Raw genomic sequence first — 17,313 nt, forward strand, 5'->3', positions numbered from 1 at the left:
GTAGTTTAAGCGCGGAACTTCGAAGTGATCGGGTAGCGCCAGTCACGCCCGAAGGCGCGGTGGGTTATCCGGATGCCGATCGGCGCCTGCCGCCGCTTGTACTCGTTGACTTTGATCAGGTGAGTCACGCGTTCGACGTCGGCAGGTGCGTATCCGGCGGCCACGATCTCCTCGATGCTCTGGTCGTCTTCCATGTAGCGCTGCAAGATTCCGTCCAGCACCTCGTACGGCGGCAAGCTGTCCTGGTCGGTCTGGTCGGGGCGCAATTCGGCCGAAGGTGGGCGGGTGATGATCCGTTGCGGGATGACCTCCTCGCCCTGCGCGTTCTTCCAGGTGGCCAGGCGGTAGACGAGTGTCTTGGCCACGTCCTTGATCACGGCAAAACCGCCGGCCATGTCGCCATACAGCGTGCAGTAGCCGGTGGCCATCTCGCTCTTGTTGCCCGTGGTCAGCACGATCGAGCCGAACTTGTTCGACAACGCCATCAGCAGCGTGCCCCGGATACGCGCCTGGATGTTCTCCTCGGTCGCGTCCTCTTTCAGACCGGCGAACTCCTGGGCCAGGCTGCGCTTGAACTCCTCGAACATCGGGACGATCGATATCTCGTCGTAGCGCACGCCCAGGCGCTCGGCCATGTCTCGGGCATCGATCCATGAGATGTCTGCGGTATAGGGCGAAGGCATCATCACGGTGCGCACCCGTTCGGGGCCCAGTGCATCGACCGCCACGGCGAGCACCAAGGCGGAATCAATCCCGCCGCTCAGGCCCAGCAAGATGCCGGGGAAGCCGTTCTTGCCGATGTAGTCGCGCACGCCCGTCACGAGGGCGCCCCAGGCCTGGGCTTCGATCTCGGGCACTGGCGCGACCTCACCGCTCACGGTGGTCGCGTCGAGCTCGACCATCAGCAAGGCCTCTTCGAAGAACGCAGCCCGTGCGCCTACGCGGCCCTGAGCATCGAGCGCAAACGACGCTCCGTCGAAGACGACCTCATCCTGGCCACCCGTGAGGTGCGCGTAGAGCACCGGCATGCCGACGTCGCGTGCGCGCTCGCCCATGCGCTCTTCGCGCTCTGACACCTTGCCCAGATGGAAGGGCGATGCATTGAGCACGCAAAGCACTTGGGCGCCGGCCGCCTTGGCCGCGCGGGCCGGTTCATCGAACCATGCGTCCTCGCAGATGTTTAGCCCGAACTTGATGCCACCGACGTCGAACACGACGGCACCGTGCCCGGCGTCGCGGCCGGACGCGAAATAGCGTCGCTCGTCGAACACCTGATAGTTGGGCAGCTCGCGCTTGGCATAGGTGGCCAGCACCTTGCCCCCTGAGAGAACCGAGGCCGCGTTGTAGCGCTGCTGCACGGCATGCGACTTCGACCTAACATCTCCGCGCTCACCCCATTGATGCGGATGCCCCACCACTACATGCAAACCCGGCAGATCGGCCAGCGCCTGCGCGCACTCGGCAAGGCTCGTCGCGCAGGCCTGCATGAAGGCCGGGCGAAGCAGCAAGTCTTCGGGCGGATAGCCGCACAGGGCCAGCTCGGGCAAGAGCACCAACTGCGCTCCTTGCGCGTGGGCGCGGCGCGAAAACTCGATGATCTTGCGGGCGTTCCCGGCCAGGTCGCCCACCGTGGCATTGATCTGCGCGAGTGCGACTTTGACCCGTGGTTTGGATGACATATGCGTGATGAAAAAGGCTCGAAAGATTATGTCATTCGGGTCTTCGACCACCCTGCTCACATTGATGCCGGAAGCTGGAACGCCCTGCTTGCAGATCAGCCCAGCGCCACGCCCTTCATGCGGCACGAGTACCTGGTGGCGATGCACGAGTCAGGTAGCGCCACCCAAGGCACGGGGTGGTCACCGCAATTCCTGGCCGTGCACCAAGGTGGAGAGTTGGTCGCCGCCTGCGCGGTCTACCTGAAGGCGCACTCCTACGGCGAGTACGTCTTCGACTGGGCGTGGGCCGATGCCTACCAACGCCATGGTCTGCGCTACTACCCCAAGTTGCTCTGTGCCGTGCCTTTCACGCCCGTGCCAGGGCCGCGGCTGATGGCCCGCGATGGCACGGCTCGGCTCGCCTTGCTCGACGCGATGACGCAGTTCAGCCGCCAGGCCGAGTTGTCGTCGGCCCACCTCCTGTTCCTCGACGAAGCGGACCAGGAAGCTGCGCGCGCGGCCGGCTGGATGATGCGCAGCACGGTGCAGTTCCACTGGATGAACCGCCAGCCGCAGGCGTATGCGAGCTTCGAGGAGTTCCTCGCGAGCCTGCAACGCGAAAAGCGCAAGAAGATCCAGCAGGAGCGCCGCCGCGTGCAGGAGTCAGGCGTGCAATTCAGCGCCCTTCAAGGCGAGCAGATCGGCCCGGACGACTGGGACTTCTTCTACCGCTGCTACGCCCTGACCTACCGCAATCACCATTCGTCGCCTTACCTCACGCGCGACTTCTTCAGCCGCATGGCGCAGACCATGCCGGGGAACTGGCTGCTGTTCATTGCGCGGCGCGGCGGCGAACGGGTCGCCGCCTCGCTGATCGCGATCGACCCGGAGCGCCGCGCCGCTTACGGCCGCTACTGGGGCGCGACGGAACACATCTCCTGCCTTCACTTCGAGGCCTGCTACTACCAGCCTCTCAGCTGGTGCATCGACAACGGCTATCAACGCTTCGAAGGTGGTGCCCAGGGCGAGCACAAGATGGCGCGAGGACTTCTCCCGGTGCAGACGTGGTCGGCGCACTGGCTCGACCACCCGCAGTTCGCCGAGGCCGTGGCCGACTTCCTGGCCCGCGAAGGCGCCGGCGTGTCGAACTACCTCGACGAACTGAACGAGCGCCAGCCCTTCAAGGCTTGAAGTCGCCCGCAACGGCACTGGTGAAGCCCTCCGGCTTGACGTAGGTGCGCAGCGCCGCATTGACCTGTTCCAGAGTCAGCTTGCCCAGGGCATCGTCGACCCGGGCCGACACCGCAAAGGTGCGGCCGAGATCGAGGTTGCTCGCGAGCGCACCGGCCAGGTTGCCGTCTTGTGCGCGTGCCAGTTGGCGATAGCCGAGCAGGCCATGCTTGCCTTCATCGAGCTCCTGCGCGGTAAAGCCTTCTTTCAACGCACGAGCCACTTCCTCCTTGAATGCCGTTTCGACCTTCGCAAGGTTCTGCGGCGCGAAGATGGCGTGGGCCTGCCACAGCGAATTCGAGTCCTGGTTGCTCCACGACACGCTGCTTCCGACGTCGTACGACAAGCCTTCGGTCTCACGGATGCGCTTCCACAAACGCGATTGCTGGCCCGAGCCGAGCATGAAGTTGGCCATCGTCAGGGCCGGGTAGTCGGCATCGGCGTCCGACAGGGGCATGCTCTGGCGAACGAGCATCGTGGCGTTCTGCTTGTCCGGCGTGGCCAATTGCAGGCGCTGCGCCTTCACCGCCACGAGCAGCATCGCGATGCGGGTGTAAGGCTGCGCACTTGCCCAGCCGTTGAAGCCCTTGTCGAGCGCGGCACGCACTGCTGCCACGTCCATGTCACCGACGGCCCCGAACTCGGCCCGGCCAGCACCATAGAAGCGCTTGTGGAAGGCCTTCAACTGGTCGACGGTGATCGCATTCATGTCGCTCACCATCTCATCGAAGGTACCCACATAGCGCACGTCACCACGTGGGTAGGTGCTTCGTGCGCGAGACAAGGCGTTGTCGGCCACCATGCCGGGCTCCTTGCGCTGCTGCTCGATATCGGCCACGGCCTGGCGCTTCAATTCATCCAGCGCGTCGGCGGGGAACGAAGGGTTTCGCAACAGATCGGCCGCGAGCGCAATGGCCGCAGCCAGGCTCTCGCGCCTCGAATTCAGTGCGATGGTGACGCTGCCCGGCCCGCCCCCCACGCCCATCTGCGTCTTGAGTTCGTCGAGCTGATCCTGGATCTGCTGGCGACTGCGTGTCGCGGTTCCCTTGTCGAGCATCGCGGCCACCATGTCGCCAACATCGCCCTGACCGAAGAGGCTCTTCTCGTCACCGTAGTGGAGGGTGAGAACCGCATGCACTGCTTCACCGCGCGCCGGCTTGGGCAGAACGGCCACCTTCAAGCCCCCGAGGTCGAAGCGCTGCGTGAGCTTGTCGATGTTGGCCGGGGATGCATCGAACGCAGCGACGGCCGCCGCTGCAGCGGCGGGCTTGAACGCCTTCATCTGCTCGGCCACATCGACCTTGGCCGGCGCCGGGGCGCGCAGCGGCGCCTCTGTGGGCAAATAGGTGCCCAGCGTGCGGTTCGACGGAATCAGGTACTGCTCCGCCACGCGTTGCACGTCGGCGAGCTTGAGGTCACGGACCCGGTCTCGCAGCAGGAAGAAGAGGCGCCAGTCACCCATGGCCACCGACTCGCTCAATGCGACACCCACCGTCTCGGGGTTGGAGAACGCATGCTCCCAGGACTTGGCCCATTGGGCTTGTGCGCGCTTGAGCTCTTCGTCGGTGATGGGCTCGCGCGCCGCGGACTCGAGCGTGGCGAGGAGCTCCTTGCGTGCAGCCTCCACATCCTGCCCCGGTGCGAGTTGCGCGCCGTAGATGACGAATCCCGGGTCAGCCAATGACTGCGTCAAACCGAAGGTGGCTGCGGCGAGTTGCTTGGCCGTCAGTCGCTTGTGCAGACGACCTGAGGGGTTGTCGCTCATGATCGGCTGCAGCACTTCCATCGCCGCGTAGTCAGGATGAGCCGCCGGCATGATGTGATACGCCGCCATCAGCACGGGCACACCGCCCGCACGGCGCAGGTTGACGGCGCGGTCGCCGTCTTGCACCGGGTCGAGCGTGTAGCGCACCGGCAGCTTGCGCGTGGGTCGCTTGATCTTTCCGAAGGACTTTGCCACCCAGCCCTGTACCTTGGCCTGGTCGAACTTGCCCGCGATGATCAGCGTGGCGTTGTCGGGCTGGTAGTGCGCGCGGTAGAAGGCCTGCAGGCGCGGGATGTCGACGTTCTCCACGTCTGCTCGCGCGCCGATGGTGCTCTTGCCGTAGTTGTGCCACTGGTACATCTCGGCGACTGTCTTCTCGTAGAGGATGCGCTCCGGGCTGTTTTCGCCCATCTCCATCTCGTTGCGCACCACCGTCATCTCGGTGTCGAGATCCTTGCGTGCGATGAGGCTGTTGACCATCGCATCGGCCTGCCAGTCGAGATACCACTTCAGGTTGTCGTCATTGCTCGAGAAACTGGCGTAGTAGTTGGTTCGGTCGTACGAGGTGGTGCCATTCGCGGCCAGGCCGCGCTTGGAGAACTCGCCGAGCAGATTGCGGTGCGTGGGCGTGCCCTTGAACATCAGGTGCTCGAGCAGGTGCGCCATGCCGGTCTCACCGTAGTTCTCGCTGCTGGAGCCCACGTGGTACGTCATGTTCACCGTGGTGGTCGGCTTGGAGCCATCCGGCACCAGCAAGACCTGCAGGCCGTTCGACAGCTTGTACTCGGTGATTCCTTCGACCGACTGCAAGCGAGTCATCCCGGCGGGCAGTGTCTGAGACATCGCCATCGGAGCAACGGCGGCCATAACCACCATCGCAAGCACGCACCGAATTCGAAGCAGCTGAAGCAGCATGACACTGATCCCGAAAGACAAAGAGGCAGTGTAGAGGCCCGACCCCGTGCGGCAGTTCCCTTCGCAATGCGTGCCGGCATCCCCAGAAACGACAAAGGGAGCCGAAGCTCCCTTTTGCGTGAATGCATGTGCGCGAAAGTATGCGCACAGACGCGTTCAGCTCTCGATCAGGCTGCTGCCTTCTTGTAGGCCTCGATGCCCGAGCGGATCTCTTCCTTGGCCGATTCCGGGCCTTCCCAGCCCTTGACCTTCACCCACTTGCCGGCCTCGAGGTCCTTGTAGTGCTCGAAGAAGTGCTGGATCGCCTTCAGGCGCATCTGGTTGATGTCTTCCGGCTTCTGCCAGTGCGTGTAGATCGGCAGCACCTTGTCGATCGGCACGGCAAGCAGCTTGCTGTCGCCACCGGCTTCGTCTTCCATCTTCAGCACGCCGATCGGTCGGCAGGTGACCACCACGCCAGGCGAGAGCGGGAACGGCGTGATGACCAGCACATCGACCGGGTCGCCATCGTCCGACAGCGTCTGCGGCACATAGCCGTAGTTGCACGGGTAGTGCATGGCCGTCGTCATGAACCGATCGACGAACAACGCACCGCTTTCCTTGTCGACTTCGTACTTGATCGGGTCGGCATTCATCGGGATCTCGATGATGACGTTGAACTGGTCGGGCGCCTTGGCGCCGGGGGTCACGTTGTGCAGGCTCATGGTGTCTCTTCTCGGTAATAAGTGCGCGGGAAAACCCGAATTTTAGCCGCGCCTTTCAGGCCGCCCTTCGCGCCCTAACGCACCGATCTGGAACCGCTGGAAAACACCATGCGGTGTTCGTTGCCTTGACACAGGCCTTCCCGTAGCATGCCCCGCGGACCCGCCCATACCTGCACGCCGGGTGAAGTAGCGACGGGCCTTCGTCTCTCTCCCTTTGTGTTGTGAACAACGAAACGAGGAGTCCCACCGATGTCGACGAACTTGGCGCTGTACTTTGCGCTTGCCTGCGGCGTGGCCGCAGTGTTGTATGGCTTCGTGCAGCGAAGCTGGATCCTGAGCCAGAGCGCGGGCAATGCGCGCATGCAGGAGATCGCCGCGGCCATTCAGCAAGGCGCCGCTGCTTATCTCGCCCGCCAGTACAAGACCATCGCCATCGTCGGCGTGGTTCTGGCCGTGCTCATCGGCATCTTTCTTGATCTCACCACCGCCGTCGGCTTCGTGCTTGGTGCCGTGCTCTCGGGCGCCTGCGGCTTCATCGGCATGAACGTCTCTGTGAAAGCCAACGTGCGCACGGCCGAGGCCGCGACCAAGGGCATTGCCCCGGCGCTCAATGTCGCCTTCAAGGGCGGCGCCATCACCGGCATGCTGGTGGTTGGCCTCGGGCTGCTGGGCGTCACGCTGTTCTTCCAGTACCTCACGGGCAACGGCACCAACACCGCCACGCCCTTGGCCGCACAGCTGAAGCCCCTGCTCGGCCTGGCATTCGGCGCCTCGCTCATCTCGATCTTTGCGCGGCTCGGCGGCGGCATCTTCACCAAGGGCGCCGACGTGGGCGCCGACCTGGTCGGCAAGGTCGAAGCCGGCATCCCTGAGGACGACCCCCGCAACCCGGCCGTGATCGCCGACAACGTGGGCGACAACGTGGGCGACTGCGCCGGCATGGCGGCCGACCTGTTCGAGACCTACGCCGTCACGCTCATCGCCACCATGGCGCTCGGCGCCCTGATGATCAGCGGAGCGTCCACCCTCAATGCCGTGATCTACCCGCTGCTGCTCGGCGCCGTGTCGATCATTGCCTCGATCATCGGCTGCAGTTTCGTCAAGGCCTCCCCGGGCATGAAGAACGTGATGCCCGCGCTCTACAAGGGCCTGGCGGTGTCCGGTGTGCTGTCGTTGATCGCCTTCTACTTCGTCACGACCACCATGTTCCCGCAAGGCGCGGCGCTCGCCAGCGGCACCATCGTGTCGGCCGGCGCGCTCTTCGGCACCTGCATCGTCGGCCTGGTGCTCACGGCCGCCATGGTCTGGATCACCGAGTTCTACACCGGCACGCAATACAAGCCGGTACAGCACATCGCGAAGGCCTCGACCACCGGCCACGGCACCAACATCATCGCGGGCCTGGGTGTCTCGATGCGCTCCACCGCCTGGCCCGTGATCTTCGTGTGCATTGCGATCCTGGTTTCGTACTGGCTCGCTGGCCTCTACGGCATCGCCATCGCTGCCACCTCGATGCTCAGCATGGCCGGCATCGTGGTCGCACTCGATGCGTACGGCCCGATCACCGACAACGCCGGCGGCATCGCCGAGATGGCCGAACTGCCCAAGGAAGTACGCGACGTGACCGACCCGCTCGACGCCGTGGGCAACACCACCAAGGCCGTCACCAAGGGTTATGCCATCGGCTCGGCCGGCCTCGCCGCGCTGGTGCTGTTTGCCGACTACACCCATTCGCTCGAAGGCCGCGGCATCAGCGTGAGCTTCGATCTGAGCGACCCGAAGGTCATCGTCGGCCTGTTCATCGGCGGCCTGATCCCTTACCTGTTCGGCGCCATGGCCATGGAAGCCGTGGGCCGGGCCGCGGGCGCGGTGGTAGAAGAAGTCCGCCGCCAGTTCCGCGACATCAAAGGCATCATGGACGGCACCGGCAAGCCCGAGTACGGCAAGGCCGTCGACATGCTGACTGGCGCGGCGATCAAGGAAATGATCGTCCCCAGCCTGCTGCCAGTGATCGTTCCGATCCTCGTCGGCTTGCTGCTCGGCCCCGCCGCTCTGGGCGGCCTGCTCATGGGCACCATCGTCACCGGGCTGTTCGTCGCGATCTCGATGTGCACCGGTGGCGGCGCCTGGGACAACGCCAAGAAGTACATCGAAGACGGCCACCACGGCGGCAAGGGCTCCGAGGCGCACAAGGCCGCCGTCACCGGCGACACCGTGGGCGACCCCTACAAGGACACCGCTGGCCCGGCCGTCAACCCGCTGATCAAGATCATCAACATCGTCGCGCTGCTGATCGTGCCGCTGTTGCCCGCAGCCTCGGGCAGCGGCAACGCCGTTGTGCACGCTGCGCCCGCGTCATCGCCGGTCGTCGTCCTCTTGGAGGTCGCGTCGTTCAAGGTGGTCGACGGGGTGGTGAAGTTCTACTTCGCGACCGGCAAGCACGATGTCGCCACAGGCGCCGAAGGGGCTCTCGCAGAGGTTGCCCGAAGCGTCAGCGAAGGCAAGACCGCCGTGGTCAGCGGGTATACCGACGCCACAGGTGACCCCGCTCAGAACGAAGAGCTCGCCAAGTTGCGCGCATTCGCCGTGCGTGATGCGCTGAAGGCCGTCGGCGTCCCCGAAGACAAGATCGAGTTGAAGAAGCCCGAAGTCACCACAGCCGGCGGGAGCAATGTCGAGGCGCGCCGCGTGGAGGTCTCGCTGCGATAGCGCGCAAAGCCAGTACCCAATCTGGCACCCCGAATCGATGGCCCAGGTGAGCAAGCCCTGGGCCTTTTTCTTTCCTGGTCCGACCGTCACGGCCACCCTCCCCCGTTCAAACCACCATCGCGCTGCCCAGCGACGAAGACTAGGATCGCGATGGGCCGCGCACCGGCTTTCACTGAGGACCCGACAGCATGCTGCCTCAACTTCATCGTCACGCGTGGATGGACGAATCCATCGAGGCGTTCCGAGACCAACTGCGCCGCTACATCGGCGCCGAGCTGGTTCCATGCCTCGACGGCTGGCGCCGTCAAGGCTTTGTTCCGCGGGAGGTGTGGCGCAGGTTCGGCGAGATGGGCTACCTGCTGCCCGAACTTGCCGAAGCCTATGGGGGCTCAGGCGCAAGCCTCGCCTACCAGATGGTGGTGCAGGACGAACTGGCCCGCGCCGAGATGCCACCTTCGACCGCGGTCCACACGATCGCTGCACACTACATCGAGGCCTACGGCACCGAACCCCAGAAGCAACGATGGCTGCCTCAGTTGGCCAGCGGCGAGAAGATCGCCGCCATTGCCATGACCGAACCAGGCGCTGGCTCGGACCTCAAGGCCCTGCGAACAAGAGCGGTTCGCGAAGGCGATCACTACGTGATTGACGGCGCGAAGACCTTCATCACGAACGGATCGACCTGCAACCTTCTCGTCGTTGTTGCGCGAACGAGCGACAACGGCAGCAAGGGGCTCTCCCTCATCGTCCTGGAGACCGATGCCTTGCCAGGTTTCCGAGTCGGACGCGTGCTGGAGAAGATCGGCCTGCACGCGTCCGATACCGCCGAACTCTTCTTCGACGCCGTACGTGCCCCGGTAGCTCACCTCATTGGCGAACAGGAAGGCGACGGCTTCAAGCAACTCATGGGGCAACTGCCCTACGAACGCATGCTCATCGCCGTGCCGGCAGCAGCGGTGATCGAGCAGGCGCTCGCGTTGACGGTCGACTACACACGCCAGCGCAAGGCCTTCGGCCAACCCTTGCTCGACTTCCAGAACACGCGATTCAAGCTCGCCGAGGTGGCGACGGCGGCGCACATCGTCCGCACCTTCGTCAACGACTGCATACAACGCCTGGTCGACGGCACGCTGGACGACCAGGCCGCCTACATGGCGAAGTGGTGGTGTACCGAACAACAATGCCGCGTCACCGACGAATGCCTTCAGCTCTTCGGTGGCTACGGTTTCATGGAGGAGTATCCGATCGCGCGCATGTATGCGGCGTCGCGCGTGCAGAAGATCTACGGCGGTTCGAACGAGATCATGAAAGACCTGATCTCGCGCTCTCTGTGAACGCGCCCGCGGCACTCGGCGCGCCATTGCAGGGCGTGCGCATCATCGAATTCGAAGGCATCGGGCCCGGCCCGCTGGCAGCACGCATGCTCGCGGACATGGGCGCTGACGTGACTGCCATCGTGCGCCCCGGTGGGTCGGCCACCGCAGAGCGCCTCGGCGGCACGGGAGCCAACCCGCTGCGTCGCGGCAAGCGCATCCTCGTGATCGATCTCAAGTCGCCAGCGGGCCGGGCGCAGGCGCTGGACCTGTTGGTCGATGCCGACGCGCTGATCGAAGGCAACCGCCCCGGGGCCATGGAGCGACTCGGCCTCGGTCCGCACGATTGCGCCGCACGCAACCCGCGCTTGGTCTATGGGCGCATGACCGGTTGGGGCCAGCATGGGCCGCTCGCGCACGCCGCCGGCCATGACCTGAACTACGTGGCGCTCACCGGGCTCCTGTCACTGGCTGCACGGTCTGGCGTGCCGCCCATCGTTCCACCCACCGTCGTCGGCGATGCAGCGGGCGCGCTGGGCTTGGCGTTCGGCATGGTCTGCGCCCTGCTCGATGCGCGCGCCACGGGCCGAGGACGGGTGGTGGACGCAGCCATTGTCGACATCGTCGCCATGCTCGGTGGGTTGGTGCAGTGGGTGCGGGCCGCAGGCCAGATCGACGGCAACGAACCCAGCCCGTTCCACGATTCACCGTTCTACGACACCTACGAATGTGCCGACGGCGGCTTCATCACCCTCGGCGCACTGGAGCCCCAGTTCTACGCGCTCTTGCTGACCAAGCTCGGCATGACCGACGTGGACCCCGCGGCACAACACGACAAATCCGCCTGGCCCGCCCTCAAGGCCCGTTTCACCACTCACTTTCGCAGCCAGCCCCGCGAGAACTGGAGCGCGCTGCTCGAAGGTACGGACGCCTGCTTCGCACCCGTGCTCACGCTTGCCGAAGCGGTCTCGCACCCGCACATGGCGGCACGAGGTGTTCACGTCAGGACAGAGAACGGCGAGACCGACATTGCACCGGCACCTCGGTTTCTCCCGCTGAACTCGCCGGAGGGTCACCACGAGTTCTGAAAAGCAAAAAGCCCGGCACCTTTCGGTGCCGGGCTTTTACTTTTCTTGGTCGGGGTGGCGGGATTCGAACTCGCGACCCCTTGCACCCCATGCAAGTGCGCTACCAGGCTGCGCTACACCCCGACGTAAGCCGCGCAGTATAGCCTGAAACCAGGCTTCAGCCCCCTCAGACGACAAGCAAGCCGCGAATCGAAATCAACTCCTGGCGCATCTGAACCATGGACAGCTCAGTCGTGACGACCTCGGGAACTGGCACCTCGAGATCGGCTTTCGCGTGCTCCTCGGCGGCAGCGGCCATCTCGTCGGCAAGCTCGGCATCCTCAGGCCTGCTGTCGTGAGGCGCGGCAATCTCGTGGCGTGAGTGGACGAGTTCTGTGAGCCGGTTTCGCGCTCCGCTGATGGTGAACCCCTGTTCGTACAGGAGTTCGCGGATCCGGCGGATCAGCAGCACCTCATGGTGCTGGTAGTAGCGACGATTGCCCCGGCGCTTCATGGGCTTGAGCTGCGTGAACTCTTGCTCCCAATAGCGCAGCACATACGGCTTCACGCCGCACAAATCGCTCACTTCTCCTATGGTGAAGTAGCGTTTGGCAGGGATGGCGGGAAGCGCTTTCTCCATGTAAATCAATAAGATCGGGAGAGAAAGCTAGACTTTACTCGAAGTCGTCTCCCGAAGGGATGTCGCCTTGAACAACCCCCTTAAGTTTGTGACTGGCGTGAAATGTGACGACATTGCGCGCCTTGATCGGGATGGCTTCGCCCGTCCGGGGGTTCCGGCCGGGCCGGGGCGCTTTGCGCCGGATGTTGAAGTTGCCGAAGCCCGACATCTTCACATCATCCCCGGCAACCAGCGTTCCATGGATGATGTCGAAGAACGCTTCGACCATGTCCTTGGATTCCCGCTTGTTCAGCCCGAGACGCTCGAAGAGCAACTCGGCGAGTTCCGCCTTTGTGAGGGTGGGCGTTTCCAGCGTGGACAACAGCGCGATGCGCTCGGGCGGTTTTTCGTCTGGTGGGTTGGTGGTCATGGGTACTTCAAGGTCAACCACGAAGGCGAACCCCCAGCTTGGACTGGAGAACGTTCAGGACATCTGACTTGACCGCTTCGATGCGGTCGTCGGTCAGGGTGGCGGTGTCGTCGAGCACCTCCAGACGGATCGCCAGGCTGCGCTCGCCCGCGGCCATGTCGGTCGATGCCCCCGCGGAAGGCTTGTAGACGTCGAAGAGCTTCACGGACCGGATCAGGCTGGCGTTGGCCGACTTCACCGCGTCGATCAACGCATCGTGCGTCACGGCTTCGCCGGCGATGACGGCGATATCGCGCCAGGCCGATTGCTGGCGCTGAATCGCTTCGAACACCGGCACATCGCGTTGCTGGAGTGCCGCAGCGTCCATCTCGAACACGATCGGTGCCGTGGGCAACTCATAGGCCTGGCGCCAGCGCGGATGGAGTTCGCCAACCACGCCGATCGGCTTGCCGTCGACTTCGATCGTGGCAGATCGGCCCGGGTGCAAGGCGGGGTGCTCGCTCGGAGTGAACCGCGCGACACGCGGGCGGAGCATGGCTTCGATATCGCCCTTGACGTCAAAGAAGTCGACCGCGCGCTCCTTGCTTGCCCACTGGGTCTCGTCTGCACTTCCGTAGGCCAGGCCGCCGACGCGCACCGGTTGTTCAATGCCCGCCACGGCAAAGCTGCCGTCGACGGCATTTGCATTGCGAGAAAACACGCGCCCTACTTCAAAAACTCGCACGCGAGTGGCCTTGCGCGCGAGGTTGAAGCGCAGCACCGCCACCAGGCTGCCGAGGAGACTCGATCGCATGACGGACAGCGGGCTGGCGATCGGGTTCAGCACGCGAATCGGGTTCTCGTTGCCTGCGAGTTCACGCTCCCAGCGCTCCTCGACAAAGCTGAAGTTGATCGTCTCTTGATAGTCGAGTTGAGCGATCTGACGCCGAACGGCGTGCAGGCTGCGCTGCGCTTCGGGGCGCACGCGCGCCGTAATGGGTGCCAGCGGCGGCGACAGCGGCAGCGTTTGGTAGCCCAGCACACGAATGACCTCTTCGATCAGGTCTTCTTCGATCTGCAGATCAAAGCGCCAGCTCGGCGGCGTCACAGTCAACACACCCGGTACAGACGAGAGGGGAAGACCGAGTCGAGTCAGGACACCGGCGCATTGCTCTTGCGTGACGGGCATCCCGATCACCTTGGCCGCACGATCAACGCGCAGGCTCACCGGTTTGCGCTCGGGCAGGTTGACGAGCTGGTCGTCCATGGCGGCAGCCTCGCCGCCGCAGATATCGAGGATGAGCTGGGTGATGCGCTCGATGTGCTCGACGGTCAGCGCAGGGTCCACGCCTCGCTCGAATCGGTGGCTCGCATCGGTGCTGAAGTTGAAACGACGAGCCCGTCCGGCGACAGATTCGGGCCACCAGAAGGCTGCCTCCACGTACACGTTTCGCGTGTCGTCTGACACCGACGTCGCGTCACCACCCATGATGCCGGCCAGCGACTCGACGGCCTGGTCATCGGCAATCACACCGACGCTTGCGTCGAGTTCGATGGTGGTGCCGTTCAGCAGTTTCAGGGATTCGCCAGCGCGCGCCCAACGCACGTTCAGGCCACCATGGATCTTGTCGAGGTCGAAGATGTGCGACGGCCGGCCGAACTCGAACATCACATAGTTCGAGATGTCCACGAGCGCGGTGACCGAACGTTGGCCGCAACGCGCCAGGCGATCGACCATCCAGACAGGCGTGGCGGCCCGCGTGTTGACGCCACGAATGATGCGCCCAGAGAAGCGCCCGCACAGATCGGGGGCCTGCACCTTCACCGGCAGCTTGTCGGCGTGCACGACACGTGCCGCAGGAAAACTTGGTTCCACCAACGGCGAACCAGTCAGGGCAGCCACTTCACGAGCGATCCCGTAGACACTGAGGCAATGCCCCAGGTTCGGCGTGAGCTTCAGGGTGAACAGCGTGTCATCCAGTCGCAGATGCTCGCGGATCGAGGCGCCAATGGGCGCGTCGTCGGCCAGGATCAGCAGTCCGCCGTGATCTTCCGAGAGCTTGAGCTCGCGAGCCGAGCACAACATGCCCTGGCTCTCTACTCCACGCAGCTTGCCAAGTTTGATGTTGAACGGTGTGCCACCTTCTTCAGCCGGAGGAAGCTGTGCGCCCACCAGGGCACATGGCACCTTGATTCCAGCGCGCACGTTCGGAGCGCCGCACACGATATTCAGTACCGAAGAACCGCCAGCATTCACGCGGCAAACGTTCAGGCGATCGGCATCCGGATGGCGGCTCACCTCCAGCACTTCGGCGACAACGACCTGGGTGAATGGCGGCGCCACTGGCCGCAACACTTCGACCTCCATGCCCGCCATCGTCAGGGTGTCGGCCAGCTGCTCCGTCGTGATCGGGGGGTTGCAGAACTCTCGCAACCAGGACTCAGGAAATTGCATCTCGTGTCTCTGCCTTACTTGAACTGCGACAAGAAGCGCAGGTCACCTTCGAAGTACAGGCGCAGGTCATTCACGCCATAGCGGAGCATCGTCAGACGGTCCGGCCCCATGCCGAATGCGAAGCCGATGTATCGCTCGGGGTCGAGCCCGAAGTTGCTCACCACCTTCGGATGCACCTGACCCGAGCCGGCGACTTCGAGCCATCGGCCCTTGAGCGGGCCGCTCGTGAAGGCGATATCCACCTCGGCTGACGGCTCGGTGAAGGGGAAGAACGACGGACGAAAGCGCAACTGCAGATCGTCGGTCTCGAAGAAGCTGCGAAAGAAATCCGTGAAGACCGACTTGAGGTCCTTGAAACTGACGTTCTCGCCGATCCACAGGCCTTCGCACTGATGGAACATCGGTGAATGGGTGGCGTCACTGTCGATGCGGTACGTGCGGCCCGGCGCGATGACGCGAATCTCGGGCATCTCCGCCTGGCCCGCATACTTTGCGGCGTGCGCGCGCGCGTGACGGATCTGCATCGGTGACGTGTGGGGGCGCAGATTGAGCCAACGACCCTCGCTGTCCTTCATGTCGACGTAGAAGGTGTCCTGCATCGAGCGGGCCGGGTGGTTCTCCGGGTTGTTCAGCGCAGTGAAGCTGAACCAGTCGGTCTCGATCTCGGGGCCATCGGCCACATCGAAGCCCATGGAGCCAAAGATGGCCTCGATGCGCTCCATGGTGAGCGAGATCGGGTGCACGCTCCCCGTGCCACGGCCGCGCCCCGGCAGGGTCACGTCCAGGGCCTCGGCCTTCAATTGCTGCGCGAGCTCGGCATCAGCCAGCGATTGCCGGCGGGCATTCAGCGCCGCTTCGACCTGCTGCTTGGCCACATTGATCTGCGCGCCGCGAGACTTCTTCTCTTCGGGAGGGAGTGCGCCCAAGGCCTTGAGCAACTCGGTCAGCCGACCGGCCTTGCCGAGATATCTTGCCTTGGCGTTTTCCAGATCGGCAGGTGCCGCAGCCTGCGCGAATTCAGACTGCGCGTCTTGCACCAGTTGATCGAGGTCATTCATCGGTTCAGTGATCTGTCTCGGACATGAAAAAAGGCCGCACACGAGGTCGGCCTTTGAGAGCTTGCCTCAGCTGGCAGAAACCAGCCGAGGGCTTGCGGTGGTGCCGAGCAGTACTGCACTCGGCACGATCACGGCATTCAAGCGAGCTGGGCCTTCACCTTCTCAACGATGCTGCCAAACCCGGCAGGATCATTCACAGCCATGTCGGCAAGGACCTTGCGGTCGATGTCGATGTTTGCCTTCTTCAGGCCAGCCATGAACTTGCTGTAGGTGACGCCCAGGCCCCGGCTTGCCGCGTTGATACGGGCGATCCAGAGCTGACGGAACACACGCTTCTTCGTACGGCGATCGCGATAGGCGTATTGCCCAGCGCGCATGACCGCTTGTTTGGCGATGCGAAATACGTTCTTGCGGCGGCCACGGTAACCCTTGGCGAGTGCGAGAACTTTCTTGTGACGAGCACGTGCGGTTACACCACGTTTGACGCGAGGCATGTCGTTTCCCTTCTAGAAGTGGTCAAAGACCAGCGAACGGCAGCATTTGCGCCATACCGCTCATGTTGGTCTCATGGACGGAGACAGCACCGCGGAGCTGGCGCTTGTTCTTCGTCGACTTCTTGGTCAGGATGTGGCGCTTGAACGCTTGACCGCGTTTGACAGTGCCACCCGGACGCACGCGAAAGCGCTTCTTGGCGCTGCTCTTGGTCTTCATTTTGGGCATGAACTGCTCCTTTTAAATTGCTCCTGCAGGCGCCCGCAAACCAACTTGCGGTCTTGTAAGCCTGCAGAGGCTTCTTGCGGAACCTTGGCGACCAAACCAAGGTACCGAAACTCACATCAAATCACGAACGCTTTTTCGGGCCCAGCACCATGATCATCTGGCGCCCTTCGAGCTTGGGCATGTTCTCGACCACTGCCACATCGGCCAACTCATCACGAATACGCTCCAGGAGGCGCATGCCGATCTCCTGGTGGGTAATTTCGCGGCCGCGATAACGCAACGTCACCTTGCCCTTGTCGCCGTCTTCACCGATGAAGCGCCGAAGATTGCGCATCTTGATCTGGTAGTCGCCTTCGTCCGTACCCGGGCGGAATTTGACTTCCTTGATTTCGATGACCTTCTGCTTCGACTTTGCTTCCGCAGCGCGCTTTTGCTCCTGGTACTTGAACTTGCCGTAGTCCATCAAACGGCAAACAGGAGGATCAGCCTGCGCGGCGATCTCGACGAGATCGACGTCCAGTTCGCCGGCCATGCGCAAGGCTTCTTGCGTAGGGACGATGCCCAGCGGCTCGTTGTCGACACCGTTGAGCCGAACTTCCGGCGCCATGATCTCGCGATTCAGTCGGTGCTTGCGCTCCACATTGGGCGCGCGGCGATCAGCAAAAGTAGCGATAGCTCAAATCCTTCAACG

Annotated in this window: 14 protein-coding genes and 1 tRNA gene; 4 read left to right on the forward strand and 11 right to left on the reverse strand. The window is 63.7% G+C overall.

Features of this window, described 5'->3' with window-relative positions; translation table 11 throughout:
- Positions 1-5: 5 nt before the first annotated feature.
- Positions 6-1,679, reverse strand: a complete 1,674-nt coding sequence (locus tag AC1KAR_RS01335) for an NAD+ synthase (protein ID WP_480313947.1) — start codon at positions 1,677-1,679, stop codon at positions 6-8.
- Between AC1KAR_RS01335 and AC1KAR_RS01340 the strand changes: the two genes are divergently transcribed.
- On the forward strand, positions 1,680-2,849 hold the full coding sequence (locus AC1KAR_RS01340) for a GNAT family N-acetyltransferase (RefSeq protein WP_480313949.1): 1,170 nt from the start codon (positions 1,680-1,682) through the stop codon (positions 2,847-2,849).
- Here AC1KAR_RS01340 and AC1KAR_RS01345 read toward each other — a convergent pair.
- Together AC1KAR_RS01345 and ppa are read right to left on the reverse strand one after the other, a co-directional pair.
- Positions 2,839-5,568 carry a M16 family metallopeptidase gene (locus AC1KAR_RS01345; RefSeq protein WP_480313951.1) on the reverse strand — a complete coding sequence of 910 codons (2,730 nt, stop codon included), beginning with the start codon at positions 5,566-5,568 and terminating at the stop codon, positions 2,839-2,841. The genes AC1KAR_RS01340 and AC1KAR_RS01345 overlap by 11 nt on opposite strands.
- A 167-nt stretch (positions 5,569-5,735) precedes the next feature.
- Complete coding sequence (ppa, locus tag AC1KAR_RS01350; RefSeq protein WP_480313953.1) at positions 5,736-6,272, reverse strand: inorganic diphosphatase; 537 nt, start codon at positions 6,270-6,272, stop codon at positions 5,736-5,738.
- A 249-nt stretch (positions 6,273-6,521) separates the two neighbouring features.
- Between ppa and AC1KAR_RS01355 the strand changes: the two genes are divergently transcribed.
- From AC1KAR_RS01355 to AC1KAR_RS01365, 3 genes are all read left to right on the forward strand, one after another.
- A complete protein-coding gene (locus tag AC1KAR_RS01355; RefSeq protein WP_480313955.1) occupies positions 6,522-8,981 on the forward strand; it encodes a sodium-translocating pyrophosphatase in 2,460 nt (819 codons plus the stop codon).
- Positions 8,982-9,169: 188 nt separating this feature from the next.
- Positions 9,170-10,315: an acyl-CoA dehydrogenase family protein gene (locus AC1KAR_RS01360; RefSeq protein WP_480313957.1), complete on the forward strand. Its 1,146-nt coding sequence runs from the start codon at positions 9,170-9,172 to the stop codon at positions 10,313-10,315.
- Positions 10,312-11,382 carry a CaiB/BaiF CoA transferase family protein gene (locus AC1KAR_RS01365; RefSeq protein ID WP_480313959.1) on the forward strand — a complete coding sequence of 357 codons (1,071 nt, stop codon included), beginning with the start codon at positions 10,312-10,314 and terminating at the stop codon, positions 11,380-11,382. The genes AC1KAR_RS01360 and AC1KAR_RS01365 overlap by 4 nt, the downstream gene beginning before the upstream one ends.
- Before the next feature lie 46 nt (positions 11,383-11,428).
- On the opposite strand, the gene AC1KAR_RS01370 is transcribed toward AC1KAR_RS01365, so the two are convergent.
- From AC1KAR_RS01370 to infC, 8 genes are all read right to left on the reverse strand, one after another.
- A tRNA-Pro gene (locus AC1KAR_RS01370) sits at positions 11,429-11,505 on the reverse strand.
- A gap of 43 nt (positions 11,506-11,548) precedes the next feature.
- A complete protein-coding gene (locus AC1KAR_RS01375; RefSeq protein ID WP_480317713.1) occupies positions 11,549-12,001 on the reverse strand; it encodes a MerR family transcriptional regulator in 453 nt (150 codons plus the stop codon).
- Positions 12,002-12,035: 34 nt separating this feature from the next.
- Positions 12,036-12,410: an integration host factor subunit alpha gene (locus AC1KAR_RS01380; protein ID WP_480313961.1), complete on the reverse strand. Its 375-nt coding sequence runs from the start codon at positions 12,408-12,410 to the stop codon at positions 12,036-12,038.
- 13 nt (positions 12,411-12,423) lie between these two features.
- On the reverse strand, positions 12,424-14,844 hold the full coding sequence (gene pheT / locus AC1KAR_RS01385; RefSeq protein ID WP_480313963.1) for a phenylalanine--tRNA ligase subunit beta: 2,421 nt from the start codon (positions 14,842-14,844) through the stop codon (positions 12,424-12,426).
- Between the two features lie 14 nt (positions 14,845-14,858).
- Positions 14,859-15,902, reverse strand: a complete 1,044-nt coding sequence (gene pheS, locus AC1KAR_RS01390) for a phenylalanine--tRNA ligase subunit alpha (protein ID WP_480313965.1) — start codon at positions 15,900-15,902, stop codon at positions 14,859-14,861.
- Positions 15,903-16,039: 137 nt separating this feature from the next.
- Complete coding sequence (gene rplT / locus AC1KAR_RS01395; protein WP_028359507.1) at positions 16,040-16,396, reverse strand: 50S ribosomal protein L20; 357 nt, start codon at positions 16,394-16,396, stop codon at positions 16,040-16,042.
- 22 nt (positions 16,397-16,418) lie between these two features.
- Positions 16,419-16,622: a 50S ribosomal protein L35 gene (rpmI, locus tag AC1KAR_RS01400; RefSeq protein ID WP_480313967.1), complete on the reverse strand. Its 204-nt coding sequence runs from the start codon at positions 16,620-16,622 to the stop codon at positions 16,419-16,421.
- A gap of 121 nt (positions 16,623-16,743) precedes the next feature.
- Positions 16,744-17,262: a translation initiation factor IF-3 gene (infC, locus tag AC1KAR_RS01405; protein WP_480313968.1), complete on the reverse strand. Its 519-nt coding sequence runs from the start codon at positions 17,260-17,262 to the stop codon at positions 16,744-16,746.
- Between the last annotated feature and the right edge of the window lie 51 nt (positions 17,263-17,313).

It is taken from the genome of Piscinibacter sp. PDB1-1 (genome assembly GCF_056675995.1).

Bases quoted from the DNA above. Each gene is read 5' to 3' on its own strand.
- AC1KAR_RS01335 (WP_480313947.1), bottom strand. From the start codon at position 1,679: ATGTCATCCAAACCACGGGTCAAAGTCGCACTCGCGCAGATCAATGCC.
- AC1KAR_RS01340 (WP_480313949.1), top strand. From the start codon at position 1,680: ATGCGTGATGAAAAAGGCTCGAAAGATTATGTCATTCGGGTCTTCGAC.
- AC1KAR_RS01345 (WP_480313951.1), bottom strand. From the start codon at position 5,568: ATGCTGCTTCAGCTGCTTCGAATTCGGTGCGTGCTTGCGATGGTGGTT.
- ppa (WP_480313953.1), bottom strand. From the start codon at position 6,272: ATGAGCCTGCACAACGTGACCCCCGGCGCCAAGGCGCCCGACCAGTTC.
- AC1KAR_RS01355 (WP_480313955.1), top strand. From the start codon at position 6,522: ATGTCGACGAACTTGGCGCTGTACTTTGCGCTTGCCTGCGGCGTGGCC.
- AC1KAR_RS01360 (WP_480313957.1), top strand. From the start codon at position 9,170: ATGCTGCCTCAACTTCATCGTCACGCGTGGATGGACGAATCCATCGAG.
- AC1KAR_RS01375 (WP_480317713.1), bottom strand. From the start codon at position 12,001: ATGGAGAAAGCGCTTCCCGCCATCCCTGCCAAACGCTACTTCACCATA.
- AC1KAR_RS01380 (WP_480313961.1), bottom strand. From the start codon at position 12,410: ATGACCACCAACCCACCAGACGAAAAACCGCCCGAGCGCATCGCGCTG.
- pheT (WP_480313963.1), bottom strand. From the start codon at position 14,844: ATGCAATTTCCTGAGTCCTGGTTGCGAGAGTTCTGCAACCCCCCGATC.
- pheS (WP_480313965.1), bottom strand. From the start codon at position 15,902: ATGAATGACCTCGATCAACTGGTGCAAGACGCGCAGTCTGAATTCGCG.
- rplT (WP_028359507.1), bottom strand. From the start codon at position 16,396: ATGCCTCGCGTCAAACGTGGTGTAACCGCACGTGCTCGTCACAAGAAA.
- rpmI (WP_480313967.1), bottom strand. From the start codon at position 16,622: ATGCCCAAAATGAAGACCAAGAGCAGCGCCAAGAAGCGCTTTCGCGTG.